This is a genomic window from Corynebacterium sp. MSK039 (assembly GCF_030232315.1).
Lineage (GTDB): Bacteria > Actinomycetota > Actinomycetes > Mycobacteriales > Mycobacteriaceae > Corynebacterium.
Map to the genome: position 1 here is coordinate 78,518 of NZ_JASPJL010000006.1, position 17,291 is coordinate 95,808.

Genomic DNA, 17,291 nt, shown 5'->3' on the forward strand with positions numbered 1-17,291 from the left:
AGTAGACTGCCTACACATGGAACTGACCATCGTGGCTTTCGTGTGCATCCTCGCGGCGATCTTCGTCGGCGCGATGATGCAGCGGATCTCCGGGATGGGGCTGGGGCTACTCGGCGCGCCCGTTGTGGCGTTGGTCGCAGGCCCCGTGGCGGGAGTGCTCGTCATCAACGTGGTCGCAACCGTCAACGCCGTCATGCAATCCGCCTCCGTGTGGGAGAACATCGATTGGCGGAAATTCTGGCTCATCGGACCCGTGATGGCGCTCGGGGCGTTGCCCGGCACCTGGGTGGTGCACAATACGCCACTGGGGCCGCTCCAGATGATCGTCGGTGCCCTGGTGCTCCTCGCCCTGTTGGTGACCTCGTGGCTGCCGGAAGGGGCGCAGGTTGATGGGCCTCAATACGCCGTCGCAGCCGGGGTGGCCGGTGGCTTCATGAACACCCTGGCGGGGATCGCCGGGCCCGCGATCACGGTCTACGCTCAAGTCTCCCGGTGGCCGACGCGTACCTTCGCCGCCACGCTGCAGCCGCTGTTCTTCGTTTCCGGGGCTCTCTCGCTGTTGTTTAAGGAGCTGGGGGCTGAGCAGTCGATCTTCGCCACAGCACCCGTAGTGCTCTGGCCGCTGTGCCTCGTGGCTCTGGTGGTCGGAATTGCCACGGGATCGAAACTCTCCCGCTACATCCCCCTGGACCGGGCTCACAAGCTCTCGCTGCTCATGGCGACACTGGGGGCAGGCGTTGTGATGCTTCGCGGGGCGATGCAGACCTTCGGCGCTTAGCCACGTGAGGGGCAAGGTTTCTGGCGTCGTCCCCACGGACGAGCAAAAGCAGCGTTGCTAGCGCTCGGACGCGTACCGTGGGCGGAACAACGGCAGCACAGAGAGGACAACGTGCAATGGTTACCGCGAAACAATGGGTTCTCGCCTCCCGCCCGACAGGAACCCCGACGATGGAGAACTTCCGCCTCGAGCAGGTCGAACTCCCAGACTTGGTTGAGGGGCAGGTCCTCGTCGAGAACACAGTCAACACGGTCGATCCGTACATGCGCGGCCGGATGAACGACGTGAAGTCCTACATCCCGCGCTTCGAACTCGACAGGCCGATGACTGGTGGGGCGGTGGGTGTGGTCCGCGAGTCCCGGTCGGAGAAATTCCAGGTCGGCGATGCCGTTTCCCATCCGCTGGGCTGGCAGGATATCGCCATCGTCGATGAGGGGCAGGCTAAGCCGGTCGATCTGAATGTCGCTCCAGCTGCGGCCTATCTTGGCATCCTTGGCCTCACTGGACTGACCGCCTATGTGGGGCTGACCCGCATCGCGGAGATCAAGGAGGGGGACGTCGTCTTCGTCTCCGGTGCGGCCGGTGCCGTGGGGTCTGCGGTGGGGCAGTTCGCCCGCCACCTGGGCGCCTCCCGCGTGATCGGATCGGCAGGCAGTGAGGAAAAGGTTGCCCGACTCAAAGAGCTGGGCTTCGACGCGGCCATCAACTACCGGGAGGGTGACCTCGTGGGCCAGCTGCGCCAGGCCGCGCCCGAGGGGATCGACGTCTACTTCGATAACGTCGGCGGCGACCACCTGGAGGCAGCCATTGCTCGCATGAATATCTTCGGCCGTGTTGCGATGTGTGGTGCGATTGCCCAGTACAACGACACACAGCCGCCGACCGCGCCGCGAAACCTTGCTCTCGCGATCGGCAAGTGCCTCACCCTGCGCGGCTTCGTGCTGGGGCAGTATCTCGACGTAGCAGGGGAGTTCCGGGAGCGGATGGCGCCGCTGATCGCCAGCGGAGAGGTTCGGTACGACGTCACGACCCGTCACGGAATCGAGTCCATGCCCGAGGCTTTCCTGGAGCTGTTTACCGGCGGTAATACCGGGAAGATGGTCGTGGAAATGTAGCGGTACGAGGGGCGAAGCTGCGATACCCCCTGTGAGGGCGGAGTGCGTCGCGGCGGGGTATGACGAAGGGGGGCACAGCAGCAGAAGTGGCATTAATGGAAAATGATGCCATTATGCTGGGTGTTTGACTAACTCTTCGCGAGCGTTTTAGGGTTACCTTGCTTAGATGTGGCTGCCTGGTGACAGGGAGCCAAAACCTCGTCGGGAAGGAACTCATACCCATGTCCCCAGCTTCAACACCCTCCGCCGAAAGCCCAGCCGCGCGCCTCCGCCGCCCATTCGCGCGTGCGCTAACCGCAGGCATCGGGCTCGCTCTTGCTGGCGCCAGCCTGGTGGCCTGCAGCAGTGAAGGCGAGCCGTCCGGCAGCGATGACCAGATCAAGGTCGTCGCGTCTACCACCCAGATTTGCGATTACGTCAAGCAGATGGACCTCTCCGAGGTTGATCTCACCTGCCTGCTGGCGCCCAATGCGAGCGCTCACGAGCTCGAGATGACCCACGAGCAGCTCAAGGCGACCTCGGAAGCAGAACTCCTGCTCGTCAACGGCGTCGACTTGGAACACTTCCTCTCCAACGCGATCGAATCCTCCGGCTTCAAGGGAAACATGCTGGTCACCACCGGCGTGCTCACCGCTTCCGACGTGAAGGAGAAGCCGAAGCAGATCGAGGACGCTGCCAACGGTGACTACAAGATCGACCGCGGGATCGAGCAGGTGGACGTCGCGCCCTGGCCGTTCCCGCCGGAGGAACCAGGCGAGGAGGCGGAGTTCACCTACGACCCGCACGTCTGGACCTCCCCGAAGAACGCGAAGGTCCAGGTGGCGAACATCGGCTACGCGCTGGAGAAGATTGCCGATGAGCGCGGCGACGAAGCGATGAAGAAGGCGATCTCCGAGGGTGTGAAGAGCTACCAGGATAAGCTCGACGACCTGGACGAGTGGACGCGCGAGTCCTTCGCGACGGTGAAGGACCCGGTCCTGTTCACCAGCCACGATGCATTTGGCTACCTCTCCAAGGAGTACGGTATCGACTTCATCGGCGCCGCGCTCTCCGACTTCAGCGACCAGCAGGACGCCACCGCCGACCACATTCGCAAGGCAGCTGAGACCGTGCGGAAGTCCGGAGCTACCGCCCTGTTCGCGGAGAATTCCAATAACTCGAAGTCCATCGAAGCCATCGCCAAGGCAGCCGGCGTGAAGGCGGTCGTCGGCGACGATGCCCTCTACGGTGACTCCCTGGGCCCCGCAGGCTCCGCTGGCGAGACCTACATTTCCTCGATCATTCACAACGTCACCACCCTCGTGGAGGCCTGGGATGGCAAGCTCGCCGACCTTCCTGAGAGCCTGAAGTAATGCCCACTCCATCTTCCGGACAGCCCATCGTTGAGCTTTCGGACGCCGCGTTCAGTTACGGTGGCCCGCCCGTCGTCCAGCACCTCGACGCCCGGCTCCACGCTGGTCAGGGGCTCGCGCTGATCGGGGCGAACGGCTCCGGGAAGACCACCGTGCTGCGCGGCATTCTGGGGGCGGTACGCCTTGTCGGTGGGAAGTTGGACGTCAACGCCACCCGCCTGTCCTACGTGCCCCAGGTCGCCGACCTGGATCGTAGCTTCCCCGTCACTGCCTTCGACGTCGTCGCGATGGGTGTGCTCCGGGAACTTCGTCCCTTCCAACCGCTGGGAGGGAAGAAGAAGCGCGTCTACCAGGCCCTGGAAAAGGTCGGACTCGCGGAACGTGCGCACGTGCGCTTTGGCAGCCTCTCCGGTGGGCAACAGCAGCGGGTTCTGCTTGCCCGCGCCGTCGTTGCGCGCACCGAACTCATTCTGCTCGATGAACCATTCAACGGACTGGACTCCCAGAACCGAGAGATGCTGCTGGACCTGCTAGAAGAGCTGAAGGAAGAAGGCACCGCGATCATCGCCTCTACCCACGATCTCGTCCTGGCAGAACGGGCCTGTGACTACACGCTCATTGTCGCTGAGCAGTCGGTCTTCGGGCCGAGTGCCGAGGTGGTGCCGCTGTATGTGGGTTGATCTAGCACTCGCGCTGGGGATATCGCCCTTCATGTTTCGCCCGCTGGTGCTGCTGCTCGCATTAGGACTGGTCTCCGGCTTGGTGGGGGTGATCGTGAATTTGCGCAGCCTCGAGTTCAACGCTGAGGCGATGGTGCATTCGATCTTCCCCGGCATCGTCGCCGGTGCGGTGTTCGGCGGGATCGACATGATCATTCCGGCCGCCTCGGCGCTGGCCCTGGTGGTGGCTGTCATCCTGGCGGTGGTGTCCCGCTCGAGGCTATCCGAACCAGGGGTGGCCGTGGTGCTCACCAGTTTCTTCTCCCTAGGGGTGGTGCTTTCCCTGAAGAAGGGTGACCAATCGGGGCAGCTGGAGGCGCTGATGTTCGGCCGACTCCTCGAGGTCACGGATTCCCGACTCAACAGCGCGCTGATGGTGTGCGCCGTAGCGCTCGTGGTGATCGCGGTGACGTGGCGGCGGCAAGTCTTTGTTGCCTTCGACCGTGTCGCGGCGGCCGCCAGCGGAATCAACTTGTGGGTCATTGACATCGCGATCAACGTCGCCGTCGCGGCCATCGTCGTGTCCTCCGCCAGTGCGGTCGGAGTACTCCTGGTGGTTGGCTACCTCATCGTGCCCGGTGCGGCAGCCCGGTTAGTGGCGACGAAGGTGCGCACGATGGTTCCGATCTCGGTGCTCATCGGCTGCATGAGTGGGGTGGTGGGCCTCGCCCTCGTCCCACTGGGACCGGTGTCCCCGCAGGCAGTGGTCGCACTCACCGCCGTCGGCTTCTACTTCTTAGCCCTTGGGGTGCGGTGGCTGCAGGTAGGGGTGGGCCGCGATGCTTGATATTCTTCTGCTCCCCATCATCGAGGTCATCGCCGTCGGAATGCTCGCCGGGCTGGTGGGTGTGTTCGCCGTACTCAATAAGCAGGTCTTCTTCGCCGAAGCCATCACCCACGCCACCTTCCCCGGGGCAGTCCTCGGAGTGGTCGTGGCTGCTGGACTCGGTCTGAACTTCGCGGGGATCTCGGCGCTGCTTTTCCTCGGCGCATTACTCATGTGCATCCCCATCGGAGCCCTGTTCGGACTCTCGAAATTTGGAACACCCTCTGCCGCTGCCGGCATCGTGCTGACGTCCGGATTCGCGCTGGGGTATTTCCTCAACAAGTTTTTCGCACCACTGCCCGTCAAGGTCGAGAGCTTCCTGGTTGGTAGCGTGCTCAACGTTGATTGGGTGGACATCGGAATTTCCCTCGGGCTGCTCGCAGTCACTCTGCTCATCCTGTGGGGTGGCTGGCGGAAGCTGGTGTTCTTCGCCTTCGACCCTGAAGCATTCGGGGTGTCCCACAATCGAAGGTTTGCGCAAGGGATCATCAGTGCGCTTATTGTGGCCACCCTGGTGGCGCTCATCCCTGCCGTCGGGACGATCCTTTCGATCGCTCTGCTCGTGGCGCCCGCCGCCGGCTTGGTGGGAGTGTGCTCCAATACTCGAACCCTCCTCATCGCCGCGCCACTGGTTGGGGTTGCGATGGGACTCGTCGGCCTCGGTGTTGGTGTCTGGGCGGATCTTTCGGTTGGCGGCTGCATCGGGGTGAGTGCAGGTGTCGGATATCTGCTGTTGAAGCTGTTCCGCTAACCACCCTGGCCTTGCCCGGCGGAAGTGGCGGAAAAGAAGAACCCCGCTGCGACCTGGCGCTCATGCTGGTCGCAGCGGGGTTAAAACGTGCCCCCGGTGAGACTCGAACTCACACTGGACGGGTTTTGAATCCGTTGCCTCTGCCAATTGGGCTACGGGGGCGCAATAGGTCAAAGCATACGGCAGCGCCCAGGTGGGCACAAAACAGCGGGCGGGGTGCGGTTCAGTAGGATGGCGGGCATGACAACCGGTGGTAAATCTGAAGAAACCCTGCTCCTCCTCGACGGGCATTCGCTTGCCTTCCGGGCGTTCTACGCCCTCCCGGCGGCGAACTTCTCGACGACCGGCGGGCAGCACACCAACGCCGTCTACGGATTCCTGGGGATGTTCCTGGGCCTGGTGGAACAGGAAAAGCCCACCCACATCGCCGCCGCCTTTGACCTTTCGGGCCCGACCTTCCGGGAGGCGGAATTCCCCGAGTACAAGGCGCAGCGCCCATCCACACCGCCGGAGTTCAAGGGCCAGATCGAGCTGATCCGCGAGACCTTGAAGGCCCTCGGCATCACCACCCTGGATAAGGAGAGCTACGAGGCGGACGACATCATCGCCTCACTGGCCACCCAGGGCCATGACGCGGGCATGAACACCCTCATCTGCACCGGTGACCGTGACTCCCTGCAGCTCGTCGAGGACGACGTCACCGTCCTCTACACCCTGCGCGGGGTCTCCGAGCTCCACCGCTTCACTCCGGAAGCTGTGGAAGAGAAGTACGGCGTGACCCCGAAGCAGTACCCGGATCTCGCGGCACTTCGCGGCGATACCTCGGACAACATGCCGGGCGTGCCGGGCGTGGGCCCGAAGACCGCCCAGAAGTGGATCCAGAAGTACGGTTCCCTGGACGGCGTCATCGACAACATGGACGACATCCGCGGCAAGGTGGGCGAGAACCTGCGCGCCTATGTCGCCGACGTCCAGCTGGCTCGGAAGATCACCGAAATGGTCCGGGACCTGGACATGGTGGACAGCCTGGACACGCTGAAGCCGGCGGAGATCGACCCGAACGACGCCCTGGCGATCTTCGAGAAGCTGCAGTTCGGCACCACGCTGCGCAACCGCACCTTCCGCACCCTCGGGGTGGAATTCGAGGACACCGCGAGCATCCCCATCACCGAGGAAGATCTGACCCCCGGCAAACTTGCCAACTGGCTGAAGAAGAACGCCGCCTACCAGGAGGGGCGTGACGCGGTCGCCGAGGCTCTCGCCGTGGACATCGAGGACGAGACACTCGGGCTGCTCAGCGCTGAAAATAAAGGCCTAAAGCTTGACCTCGCCGCCCTGGATGCGAAGGACGAGCAGGTGCTGCGCACCTGGCTTGCCGACCGTGGCGCGCCGAAGTGGTTCCACGATTCCAAGCAGAGCTTCCACGCACTGCGCCAGCAAGGCTTCGCCCTCGACGGGGTGGAGCATGACACCTCCGTGGCCGCCTACCTCGTCCGCCCGGACCTGCGCAGCTGGTCGCTGGGAGACGTGCTGCAGCGCCACGCGGGCCGCGACCTGCCCGAAAACTCGGGCAGCCTGGAGCGTGCCCAGGCGGTCCGCGAGCTCGTCGGGATCATGAACCAGGAGCTCACGGAAGCCGGCCAGGCCGAGCTCTACTTCTCCATGGAGGTGCCCCTGACCCACATCCTGGCGGAGATGGAGGCCCACGGCATCGAGGTGGATAAGGCCGCCCTCGAGGAGCTCGCCGCCGAATACGAAGCCCAGATCGCCGACGAGGTCACCGCCGCCCGCGAACTCGCCGAGGACGATCAGCTCAACCTCTCCAGCCCCAAGCAGCTGCAGAAGGTACTTTTCGAGGACTTTGGCCTGCCGAAGACCAAGAAGACGAAGACCGGGTACTCCACGGCCGCCGCGGAGCTGGAGAAGCTGCAGCAGCAGACCGAACACCCGTTCCTCAACCACCTCATGGCGCACCGTGAGTACCAGAAGATGAAGAGCACCATCGACGGTCTCATCAACGCCATCGACGGCGACGGCCGCATCCGCACCACCTTCAACCAGAAGGGAGCGGCGACCGGCCGACTGTCGTCCTCGGAACCGAACCTGCAGAACATCCCCGTGCGCACGGAAGCGGGCCGCAAGATCCGTTCCGCGTTCCGCGTCGGAGAGGGCTACGAGATGCTGCTGACCGCCGACTACTCGCAGATCGAGATGCGCGTCATGGCGCACCTTTCCGAGGACGCAGGCCTGATCGAGGCTTACCGGGCGGGGGAGGACCTGCACAACTACGTCGGCTCCCGAGTCTTCGACGTCCCCGTGGACGAGGTCACCCCGGAGCTGCGCCGTCGCGTCAAGGCTCTCAGCTATGGCCTGGTCTACGGGCTCTCCGCGTTCGGTCTCAGCCAGCAGCTGGACATCAGCCCGGGCGAGGCCAAGGGGATCATGGAGAACTACTTCGACCGTTTCGGTGGCGTGAAGCGCTACCTGGATAAGGTCGTCGAGGCGGCGAAGGAGACCGGTTACACGGAGACGCTCTACGGTCGCCGCCGCTACCTGCCTGAGCTGGCCAGCTCGAACCGGGTGGCTCGGGAGAACGCCGAGCGCGCCGCTCTCAATGCGCCGATTCAGGGTACGGCTGCGGACATCATCAAGCTCGCGATGCTGCGGGTGGATCGTGCGCTGCGCAATGCGAATCTCAAGTCCCGGGTTCTGCTGCAGGTCCACGATGAGCTCGTCCTGGAGATCGCGCCCGGTGAACTCGAGCAGATCCAGCAGCTGTTGGAGGAGAACATGGATTCGGCAGCCAGCCTGCGGGTCCCCCTGGATGTCTCCGCAGGCCACGGCGAGAACTGGGATCTCGCCGGGCACTAGCCTTCGCCCCAGCGTTGTAGCATCGCCGCCACAGCGCCGCCGCGACGTGCGTGTGGCGCCAACCCCGTGCGTGTGGCGCTATCCCCACAGCAATGCGAAACCCCACGGTGATCAGTTCAATCATTCACCGTGGGGTTTCTCGTCTTGTTGCAGACGCCTTCTAGGACGTTGCGGTGGCTTCGGTTTTGTCGCCCCCGAAGCGCCGTTCCGCGACAACCATCGCAGCCACGATCGCTGCCCCCAGCACGAACAGAACAATGGCACCACCGACATTCTCGCCCGGGGCGAGCAGACCAGCGGCGTCGTCCTGCCATGGCCACAGCGCGCGCAGGCTTCCCAACAGCAGACCGGCCATCGCAGCCAGCGTGACGGTGCGGTGCTCGTTGAGCATCTTCTCCAGCAGGCGGACGAAGAGCACGATGCCCGTCAGCGCGCCGAGGGCGAACACACCCAGGTAGGTGAAGTTGCGCTCGTCCACCGCGCCGAGCGTGGCCTCGTAAAGGCCGACGGCCAGCAGGAAGAAGGAGCCTGACACGCCGGGCAGCACCAGCGCACAGATCGCGACCGCTGCAGCGAGGAACACGATGATCAGGTGTGGTTCACGCTGCGTGCTGCTGGTGAACCCGGTGGCCCAGAACGTCAGCACCGCGAAGATGCCCATCACCGGCAGCACCTTCGCCCAGCTCGCCGAAGAGCTCTTCCAGTCGATCATCAGCAGCGGAACGGCGATAGAGACCATCACCATGCCGAGGAATAGGGCACGCGCTGCGACTGGCTGGTTGGTGACGAAGTCCTTCATAGGCCCCGCCATGAGGACCACGATCAGTCCCATGCCGATGAGCATCGGGATCAGCAGCCACCAGTCCACGTCGCGGAAACGCTGGCCGGCCTTCGCCCGACCCTTCGGCAGGGTCTTCACCCCGTCGAGGAAGACGTTGGCGTTATAGATCACGCGCTCGTACACGCCGGTCACCAGCGCGATCGTGCCGCCGGACACACCTGGCACGAGCTCGGCCAGGCCAATCAGGCCGCCGCGAATCGCGTTGAGGATGATCGTGAGCGCGGAGGGCTTGGTCTTGTCAAAGCTCACGCCGCTGGAGCTGTCGGCCGTGTCGGCCGGGGCTTGCTCCGATGCTGCGGAGTGCGAAGAGTAATCAGTCACCCGAGGTACTTTACGGCCGAATCCTTGCAAAAGACACCAGGCACGCTGGGTTTATTTCAGGACGTCGGGTTCGGGCAGCACGCAAAAATAATGTGAACACCCTGTGCTCGGCCGGTCTGCGAGCCCTAGGGTGGAGGGCATGACAAACACAGAAACTTGTCGTCTCGGAGTATGGCAGGGCGAGGGCATCGGCCCGGAGATCGTTGCACCTACGGTGCAGGCGGTGGAGCTCGCGCTACAGGTCAGTGGGGAGGCGGTACCGGAGTTCGTGCCGCTGCTGCTGGGCCGCGAGGCGATCGACGCCACCGGAAGAGTCGTGCCGGAAGAGACGTGGGAGACCATCACTGGCTTGGACGGCTGGATCTTGGGTCCCCATGACAATGTGTCTTATCCGCCGAGCGTGGCGGGCCAGCTCAATCCTTCTGCTCATCTGCGCAAGCAGGCGGACCTGTGGGCGAATATTCGCCCGGTGCGTGGCGTGCCAGGGGCGGTGCACCCGGATCTGGATGTGGTGATCGTCCGGGAGAACACCGAGGGCATGTACGCCGACCGCAACATGCTGGTGGGCAGCGGCGATGTCACGGTCAACGGTGAAGTCTCCCTCGCGATCGGCGTTTTCACCCAGACTAAGATCCGCCGCATCGTCCGTCGCGCCGCCGCCATCGCCGCCGCCCGCGACGGGGTGCTCACGGTGGCGCACAAGTCCAACGTGCTGACCGAGACCTCGGGGCGCTACGTCGCCGAGGCGAAGGCTTGCGTGGAAGAGTTCGGGGTCGAGGTTCAGCCCGTTCATATCGACGCCCTGTGCGCGGAGCTGGTGACCCGCCCGGAGCGCTATGCAACGATCGTGGCCGAGAACATGTTCGGCGATATCTTGAGCGACCTGGCCGGTGGGCTGGGTGGTTCGCTGGGGATTGCGGGCAGTATCAACGCCAGCGAGTCGCAGGTCATGGCACAGGCGGCGCACGGTTCCGCCCCGGATATCGCGGGGCAGGGCATCGCCAACCCGGCGGGCATCATGAACTCCGCCGCGCAGATGCTCGACTCCTTGGGTTATCCGCAAGCTGCGGAGCTTCTGGAAGGCGCGGTACGCGAGGCAGTAATCAAGGCACCGACTGCTGATCTGCTCCGCGAGGCTGCCGCAGCAGACCCCGAGACCGCAACGCCTGTGACTGATGAGCCTGCTGTGGCGAGTGAGGCGCAAGGGGCGCGTCGTCCTGCCACGACCGAGGAATTTGCAAAACAGGTGTTTGTGCAGCTAAAGCCTCTCGTGTAACCTTCAGTACGTTACGCGTCGAAAGGCGCAGTTTGACCCTGTCCATTTCTATTTGATTTCCGTTTCGGAGAACACTTCCATATGCCAACCAACAACGTCCCTCAGGTAGCCATCAACGACATTGGCTCCGCTGAGGATTTCCTCGCCGCCGTCGATGAGACCATCAAGTACTTCAATGATGGCGATATCGTCGAGGGCACCATCGTCAAGGTCGATCACGACGAGGTCCTGCTGGACATCGGCTACAAGACCGAGGGCGTAATCCCGTCCCGTGAGCTGTCCATCAAGCACGACGTCGACCCGAATGAGGTTGTCGAGGTTGGCGACGAGATCGACGCTCTGGTCCTCACCAAGGAGGACAAGGAGGGGCGCCTGATCCTGTCCAAGAAGCGTGCCCAGTACGAGCGCGCTTGGGGCGCCATCGAGCAGCTCAAGGAGAACGACGAGCCGGTCACCGGTACCGTCATCGAGGTCGTCAAGGGCGGCCTGATCCTGGACATCGGTCTGCGTGGCTTCCTGCCGGCTTCCCTCGTCGAGATGCGCCGCGTCCGCGACCTGCAGCCGTACATCGGCCAGGAGATCGAGGCCAAGATCATCGAGCTGGACAAGCACCGCAACAACGTCGTGCTGTCCCGCCGTGCATACCTGGAGGAGACCCAGTCCGCGGTCCGCTCCGAGTTCCTGCACCAGCTGCAGAAGGGCCAGGTCCGCAAGGGCGTCGTGTCCTCCATCGTCAACTTCGGTGCATTCGTTGACCTCGGCGGCGTTGACGGCCTGGTCCATGTTTCCGAGCTGTCCTGGAAGCACATCGACCACCCGTCTGAGGTCGTCACCGTCGGCGACGAGGTCACCGTCGAGGTTCTGGACGTCGACCTGGACCGCGAGCGCGTCTCCCTGTCCCTGAAGGCAACGCAGGAAGACCCATGGCGCGTCTTCGCCCGCACCCACGCGATCGGCCAGATCGTTCCGGGCAAGGTCACCAAGCTGGTTCCGTTCGGCGCATTCGTCCGCGTCGAGGAGGGTATCGAGGGCCTGGTTCACATCTCCGAGCTGGCCGAGCGCCACGTCGAGGTTCCGGACCAGATCGTCAACGTTGGCGAAGAGGTCATGGTCAAGGTCATCGACATCGACCTCGAGCGTCGTCGTATCTCCCTGTCCCTGAAGCAGGCTGACGAGGACTTCACCGAGGAGTTCGACCCGTCCAAGTACGGCATGGCCGACTCCTACGACGAGCAGGGCAACTACATCTTCCCAGAGGGCTTCGACCCGGAGACCAACGAGTGGCTCGAGGGCTTCGACGAGCAGCGTGAGGCTTGGGAGGCTCGCTACGCTGAGTCCGAGCGTCGCCACCGTCTGCACGCAGCTCAGATCGAGCGCCACCGCGCCGCAGCTGCAGAGGCTGCTGCCAACGGCGAGGGCGGCTATTCCTCCGAGTCCGGCGCCGAGACCAAGGCTGCCGAGGCTCCGGCTGAGGACGCTGGCACCCTGGCTTCCGACGAGCAGCTGGCTGCTCTGCGCGAGAAGCTGGCCGGCGGCGAGTAAATCGCACTACCTGGCTCCGGCGGAGTTGAGATCACCCCGCTAGAGCGCTGAAAGTAAGGGCCCGCACCACACGGTGCGGGCCCTTCTTTGTGCATAGAAGCTGCTGGATAGGACCAACGGCATGTTCGGATCGCTTTCTCACCAGGGCTCTTCCCGCGTACTGCTGACCGTGGCGCCCCTGGTGGGTGCGGTGGCGCTGAAGCAGTGGATCAGCCTCACGGAGTTGGCCGGTATCGCCCTAGTGATTCTCGCGATCGTGCTGCGTAAACCCTGAGGGGAGCCCCGCAACCCCGCGCAGCATCTCCGGGTCGATCACGATGCCGACTTTGTAGACGGTCATCTCGCCGGTGGGCTCCAGAATGATGAGCTGGACGTCCGCTGGCGTTGCCACTCCGGCGCGGCGCATGACCATCCGCAGGTCGTCGCGGGAGACGTGGGTGCGGCGCAGCTGCCGGTCCAGGTACTGGCCGTGCGCGAAGACGGCCTGGGGGTCCTCGTCGAAGACGCGGCTCACGGCGGTGGATTTGCGCGCTGCTCCGAAGATCGCCTCCAGCAGCATGAGTGTGAACAGTCCGATCGCCCCCGCGGCAAGGGTCGGCGGGTGCCCGATGACCACGCGGCCCGAGACCGCGCCGAACATGACCAGGACGACCGCGTCGAAGGCATTCATCTTCGTCATGATGCGGACGCCGAACAGTCGCACGAGGATCAGGAAAAAGAGGTAGATCGCCAGCGCCGAGAGGATGACGATGGGGATGCGGGCTGGGTCGATCGTGATTTGCTCGTAGAAGGCCTGCTGTACCTGCTCCATGATTCTCATGGTAGTTCGCGGCCAACAAAAGGCTTTCGGCCAGCCCGCGGAGAACGCGAACCGGCCGAAAGGGGGAGTGTTACAGCGAGTGGCTTAGAGTTGCTCGATCTTCGCCACTGCGTGGACCGTGTCCAGCTTGGATGCCTTGCGTAGCTGGACGTCCCAGTCGCCGTTGGCAGCCTTCTCGGTAAAGACCGCGACATTGGCCGGCAGGGTCACCGGCTTAGCAAACTGCACCGTGTAGCGCGCCGCGGACGGGATCTCTCCCTCCAGCGTGGCCAGTAGGCGAGCGGCGGACCACATGCCGTGCGCGATGACCGCCGGGAAGCCGAAGGCCTTCGCACCCACGCCGGAGACGTGGATCGGGTTCTTATCTCCCGAAGCCTCCGCGTAGTCCTTGATCTGGGACGGGGTGACCCGCACGTTCGCGGTCGGGCGCGGATCCGCCAGCTCGGTGATCGGCAGGATCACGCCATCGGTCTTCTCACCACCTGCCAGCGGGGAGGAGCTCGATAGCTTCGCACCCTTGGCCAGGAAGCCGGAGACCTGGCGCCACACGACCTCGCCGCCCGAGGTGATCTCGGTGACGAGGTCGATGAGCAGGCCCTTGTTGTGCTCGCGCAGGTTCTCGGCGTGGACCTTGATGTCCAGGACGTCGTCGACCGTCAGCGCCCGCTTCTGTTCGATGACGTTATTCAGGTGCACCGCACCCACAGCGCCGAACGGGAAGTCCGGAGCCGTGAGGACCTTCATCACGATGGGGAAGGAGAGCACGTACGGGTAGGTCAGCGGCAGCTCGTTGCTCAGTCGCAGGTCCGTCGCGCTGCAGTACGCCGCGAGGTGCGGAACGTCGATCTTCACGCCACGGACCTCGAAGGCGGTCTTCGGGTTGTCCTTCGCGGAGCGCGTGGACCCGACGACCGGCAGAATGTCCTTGACTGCGTTCCGGTACTCGTCCATGAGAGCCGGAATCTTGGGCAGTTCCTTGTAGGAAACCTCAGCCACAGGAACCTCCTTTAAGAAGTTGAAAAGATGTCAGCGGGGCAGTGCTTTGTTTACGCGCCCAGCAGGGACTGGCCACAGACGCGGACCACGTTGCCGGTCACGGCGTTGGAAGCCGGTGCCGCGAAGTAGGCGATGGTCTCTGCAACGTCGATGGTCTGGCCACCCTGCTGCAGGGAGTTCATGCGGCGGCCGGCCTCGCGGGTCGCGAACGGGATGGCGGCGGTCATCTGGGTCTCGATGAAGCCCGGTGCCACGGCGTTGACGGTGATGTTCTTGTCCGCCAGCTTCTCGCTGAAGGTGTTGACCAGGCCGATGACGGAGGCCTTCGTGGTGCCGTAGTTGGTCTGGCCACGGTTACCGGCGATGCCCGCGATGGAGGACACGCCAATGACGCGGCCGTTGTCGTTGAGGCCACCGTTGGCGATCAGGCCCTCGGTGATGCGGACCGGGGCGATGAGGTTCACGGCCATGACGGCGTTCCAGCGTGCGTCGTCCATGTTGGCGAGCAGCTTGTCGCGGGTGATACCTGCGTTGTGGACGATGATGTCGATGCCCTGGCCGAAGCGCGCCTCGGCGTGCTCCTTGAGCTTGTCGGCAGCGTCCGGGGCGGTGACGTCCAGCGGCAGGGAGGTGCCCTTGACGCGGTTGGCAGTCTCGGCCAGGCCGTCGCCGGCCTGCGGGACGTCCACGCAGATGACCTTCGCGCCGTCGCGAGCCAGGACCTCGGCGATCGTGGCTCCGATGCCGCGCGCAGCACCGGTGACGACGGCGACCTTGCCCTCAGAAGGCTGATCCCAGTTGGCCGGTGCGGTGGCTGCGGTGTCGTCGACGCGGATGACCTGGGCGTCAACGTAGGCGGATTTGCCGGAGAGCAGGAAGCGCAGGGTGGACTCCAGGCCGGTGAAGTCGCCGGAGAGCTTCGGGCTGACGTAGACCAGCTGGGCGGTCGCGCCGCGGCGCAGCTCCTTGGCCACGGAGCGGCTGAAGCCCTCGAGGCCGCGCTGGGCGATGGCCTCGTCGGTGGACTCGGCAAGCTCCGGGGTGGTGCCGAGCACGACGATGCGGCCGTTCGGGGCGAGCTTGCGCATCACCGGGTTGAAGAAGTCGAAGAGCTGGTGAAGCTCCTCCGGCTTGGTGATGCCGGTCGCGTCGAAAACGAAGGCGGCGTACTTGCTGTCACCGGAGTCGCGGGTCAGGTCGTAGTCCGCATCCAGCAGGGAGGTGACCGGGTCGATCAGGCGGCCCTGGCCACCGACGAGCACGAGGCCCGGCAGTGCTGGCTCGCCGGCCTTGTAGCGGCGCAGCTTCTCAGGCTTCGGCAGGCCGACCTTGTCAGCCAGGAAGTTGCCGAACGGGGACTCGATGAACTCGCCGTAACGGTCGGAGTGCTGGGAGGAAGTCTTAGACACTTATTCTCCTTCGGGTTGTCGCTTTCCGGTCTTCACGTCACGTTAACTTGCTGCGCGCTGGATGCGCCCCTTCAGATAAGGCGCGGGCTAGCGGGCACAGCGCGCTGACCGGAGAAGATTTTTAAGAACGTGATCTCAACTCTACGGTGTCGGGGGTCACACTGAGGGTGAAATCTAGTGAAATTATTTTTATATTTTCGTTTTCTAACCCTCGCCCCAGCACGTCTCTATAGTCGGTTGGGAGACGCACAACTTTGGTGCACATTCTAGAGACGGAGTGAAAACCATCATGACGAACGGTAACCAGAAGAAGGTCGCCATCCTCGGCGGCAACCGCATTCCTTTCGCCCGCTCCAACAAGGAGTACGCGGACGCATCCAACCAGGACATGCTCACCGCGGCCATCGAGGGCCTCGTCGCCCGCTACGGCCTCCAGGACGAAGAGCTCGGCCTGGTCACCGGCGGTGCGGTCCTGAAGCACTCCCGCGACTTCAATATGGTTCGCGAGGTCGTGCTGGGCTCCTCCCTGTCCAACACCACCCCGGCCATGGACATGCAGATGGCCTGTGGCACCGGCCTGGCCGCCATCGTCGCCGTCGGCGACGCCATCCGCGCGGGCCGCATCGAGTCCGGCATCGGCTCCGGCGTGGACACCACTTCCGACGCCCCGCTGGCGGTCGGCGACCAGCTGCGCAAGACCCTCATCAAGCTGACCCAGGCCAAGACCACCCAGCAGCGCCTGAAGCTGGTCGGCTCCATCCGCCCGGCCCAGCTGGCACCGGATCAGCCGAGCAACGGCGAGCCGCGCACCGGCCTGTCCATGGGTGACCACGCTGCGATCACCGCCCGCGAGATGAACATCACCCGCGAGGAGCAGGACGAGTTCGCTGCGACCTCCCACCAGAATCTCGCGAAGGCTTATGACGAGGGCTTCTTCGAGGACCTCATCACCCCGTACCTCGGCGTGCAGCGTGACACCAACCTGCGCCCGGACTCCACCCCGGAGAAGCTGGCCAAGCTCAAGCCGGTCTTCGGTAAGCGCGACGCCGCGCAGCACGGCACCACCGCCACCATGACCGCCGGTAACTCCACCCCGCTGACCGACGGGGCATCCGCCGTCCTGCTCTCCTCCGAGGAGTGGGCCAAGGAGCGCAACCTCCCGGTCCGTGCCTACCTGGTGGACTCCGAGGTCGCTTCCGTGGACTTCCTGCACGGCCACGACGGCAAGACCCCGGACGGCCTGCTGATGAGCCCGACCTACGCCGTCCCGCGCATGCTGGAGCGCAACGGCCTGACCCTCCAGGACTTCGACTTCTACGAGATCCACGAGGCCTTCGCCTCCCAGACCCTGGCCACCCTGAAGGCCTGGGAATCCGAGGAGTACTGCCGCGAGCGCCTGGGCCTGGACAAGCCGCTGGGTGCGATCGACCGCTCCAAGCTCAACGTCAAGGGCTCCTCGCTGGCCGCTGGCCACCCATTCGCCGCAACCGGTGGCCGCATCATCGCCACCACCGCGAAGCTGCTCGAGGAGAACGGCGGCGGCCGCGCACTGGTCTCCATCTGTGCAGCAGGTGGCCAGGGCATCGTCGCCATCGTCGAGCGCTAAACCAGCTGCGCCGATAGCGAAAGAGAAGGCGCCCCGCGGCGGAGGATTCTCCTCGCCCGCGGGGCGCC

The 17,291-nt window shown here is 64.4% G+C and carries 15 protein-coding genes and 1 tRNA gene; 11 read left to right on the top strand and 5 right to left on the bottom strand.

Features of this window, described 5'->3' with window-relative positions:
• Positions 1-16: 16 nt before the first annotated feature.
• The 6 genes from QP997_RS06045 to QP997_RS06070 all read left to right on the top strand — a co-directional run bounded on the left by QP997_RS06045 (position 17) and on the right by QP997_RS06070 (position 5,541).
• Positions 17-778, top strand: coding sequence for a sulfite exporter TauE/SafE family protein (locus QP997_RS06045; protein ID WP_284846555.1), 762 nt, complete (start codon positions 17-19; stop codon positions 776-778).
• A gap of 116 nt (positions 779-894) precedes the next feature.
• Positions 895-1,893 (top strand): NADP-dependent oxidoreductase, encoded by a 999-nt coding sequence (locus QP997_RS06050; protein WP_284846556.1) that lies wholly within the window; start codon positions 895-897, stop codon positions 1,891-1,893.
• Between the two features lie 221 nt (positions 1,894-2,114).
• Positions 2,115-3,245, top strand: coding sequence for a metal ABC transporter substrate-binding protein (locus QP997_RS06055; RefSeq protein WP_284846557.1), 1,131 nt, complete (start codon positions 2,115-2,117; stop codon positions 3,243-3,245).
• Entirely contained in the window at positions 3,245-3,925 is a 681-nt protein-coding gene (locus QP997_RS06060) for a metal ABC transporter ATP-binding protein (RefSeq protein ID WP_070761930.1), read from the top strand. The genes QP997_RS06055 and QP997_RS06060 overlap by 1 nt, the downstream gene beginning before the upstream one ends.
• Positions 3,915-4,751, top strand: a complete 837-nt coding sequence (locus QP997_RS06065) for a metal ABC transporter permease (RefSeq protein ID WP_284846558.1) — start codon at positions 3,915-3,917, stop codon at positions 4,749-4,751. Before QP997_RS06060 ends, QP997_RS06065 begins: the two co-directional genes overlap by 11 nt.
• Positions 4,744-5,541, top strand: coding sequence for a metal ABC transporter permease (locus tag QP997_RS06070; RefSeq protein ID WP_284846559.1), 798 nt, complete (start codon positions 4,744-4,746; stop codon positions 5,539-5,541). The genes QP997_RS06065 and QP997_RS06070 overlap by 8 nt, the downstream gene beginning before the upstream one ends.
• 88 nt (positions 5,542-5,629) lie before the next feature.
• Here the strand turns inward: QP997_RS06070 and QP997_RS06075 are convergent.
• Positions 5,630-5,703, bottom strand: a tRNA-Leu gene (locus QP997_RS06075).
• Positions 5,704-5,772: 69 nt separating this feature from the next.
• On the opposite strand from QP997_RS06075, the gene polA reads away from it, so the two are divergent.
• A complete protein-coding gene (gene polA / locus QP997_RS06080; protein WP_284846560.1) occupies positions 5,773-8,412 on the top strand; it encodes a DNA polymerase I in 2,640 nt (879 codons plus the stop codon).
• A gap of 160 nt (positions 8,413-8,572) precedes the next feature.
• Here the strand turns inward: polA and QP997_RS06085 are convergent, their stop codons facing one another.
• Entirely contained in the window at positions 8,573-9,604 is a 1,032-nt protein-coding gene (locus tag QP997_RS06085; RefSeq protein WP_284846561.1) for a DUF368 domain-containing protein, read from the bottom strand.
• 109 nt (positions 9,605-9,713) lie between these two features.
• Here QP997_RS06085 and QP997_RS06090 point away from each other — a divergent pair, with 109 nt between their 5' ends.
• The 3 genes from QP997_RS06090 (at position 9,714) to QP997_RS06100 (ending at position 12,666) form a co-directional block, all read left to right on the top strand.
• Complete coding sequence (locus tag QP997_RS06090) at positions 9,714-10,850, top strand: isocitrate/isopropylmalate family dehydrogenase (protein WP_284846562.1); 1,137 nt, start codon at positions 9,714-9,716, stop codon at positions 10,848-10,850.
• 81 nt (positions 10,851-10,931) lie between these two features.
• Positions 10,932-12,392, top strand: coding sequence for a 30S ribosomal protein S1 (gene rpsA, locus QP997_RS06095; RefSeq protein WP_012360388.1), 1,461 nt, complete (start codon positions 10,932-10,934; stop codon positions 12,390-12,392).
• A gap of 121 nt (positions 12,393-12,513) precedes the next feature.
• Complete coding sequence (locus QP997_RS06100; protein ID WP_284846563.1) at positions 12,514-12,666, top strand: hypothetical protein; 153 nt, start codon at positions 12,514-12,516, stop codon at positions 12,664-12,666.
• On the opposite strand, the gene QP997_RS06105 is transcribed toward QP997_RS06100, so the two are convergent.
• The 3 genes from QP997_RS06105 to QP997_RS06115 form a co-directional block, all read right to left on the bottom strand.
• Positions 12,631-13,212, bottom strand: a complete 582-nt coding sequence (locus tag QP997_RS06105) for a DUF421 domain-containing protein (protein WP_284759345.1) — start codon at positions 13,210-13,212, stop codon at positions 12,631-12,633. The genes QP997_RS06100 and QP997_RS06105 overlap by 36 nt on opposite strands.
• A gap of 84 nt (positions 13,213-13,296) precedes the next feature.
• Positions 13,297-14,208: a MaoC family dehydratase gene (locus QP997_RS06110; protein ID WP_284846564.1), complete on the bottom strand. Its 912-nt coding sequence runs from the start codon at positions 14,206-14,208 to the stop codon at positions 13,297-13,299.
• A gap of 50 nt (positions 14,209-14,258) precedes the next feature.
• Positions 14,259-15,617, bottom strand: coding sequence for a 3-oxoacyl-ACP reductase (locus QP997_RS06115; protein WP_070758125.1), 1,359 nt, complete (start codon positions 15,615-15,617; stop codon positions 14,259-14,261).
• A gap of 289 nt (positions 15,618-15,906) precedes the next feature.
• Between QP997_RS06115 and QP997_RS06120 the strand changes: the two genes are divergently transcribed.
• Positions 15,907-17,223 carry an acetyl-CoA C-acetyltransferase gene (locus tag QP997_RS06120; protein ID WP_012360383.1) on the top strand — a complete coding sequence of 439 codons (1,317 nt, stop codon included), beginning with the start codon at positions 15,907-15,909 and terminating at the stop codon, positions 17,221-17,223.
• Positions 17,224-17,291 lie beyond the last annotated feature (68 nt).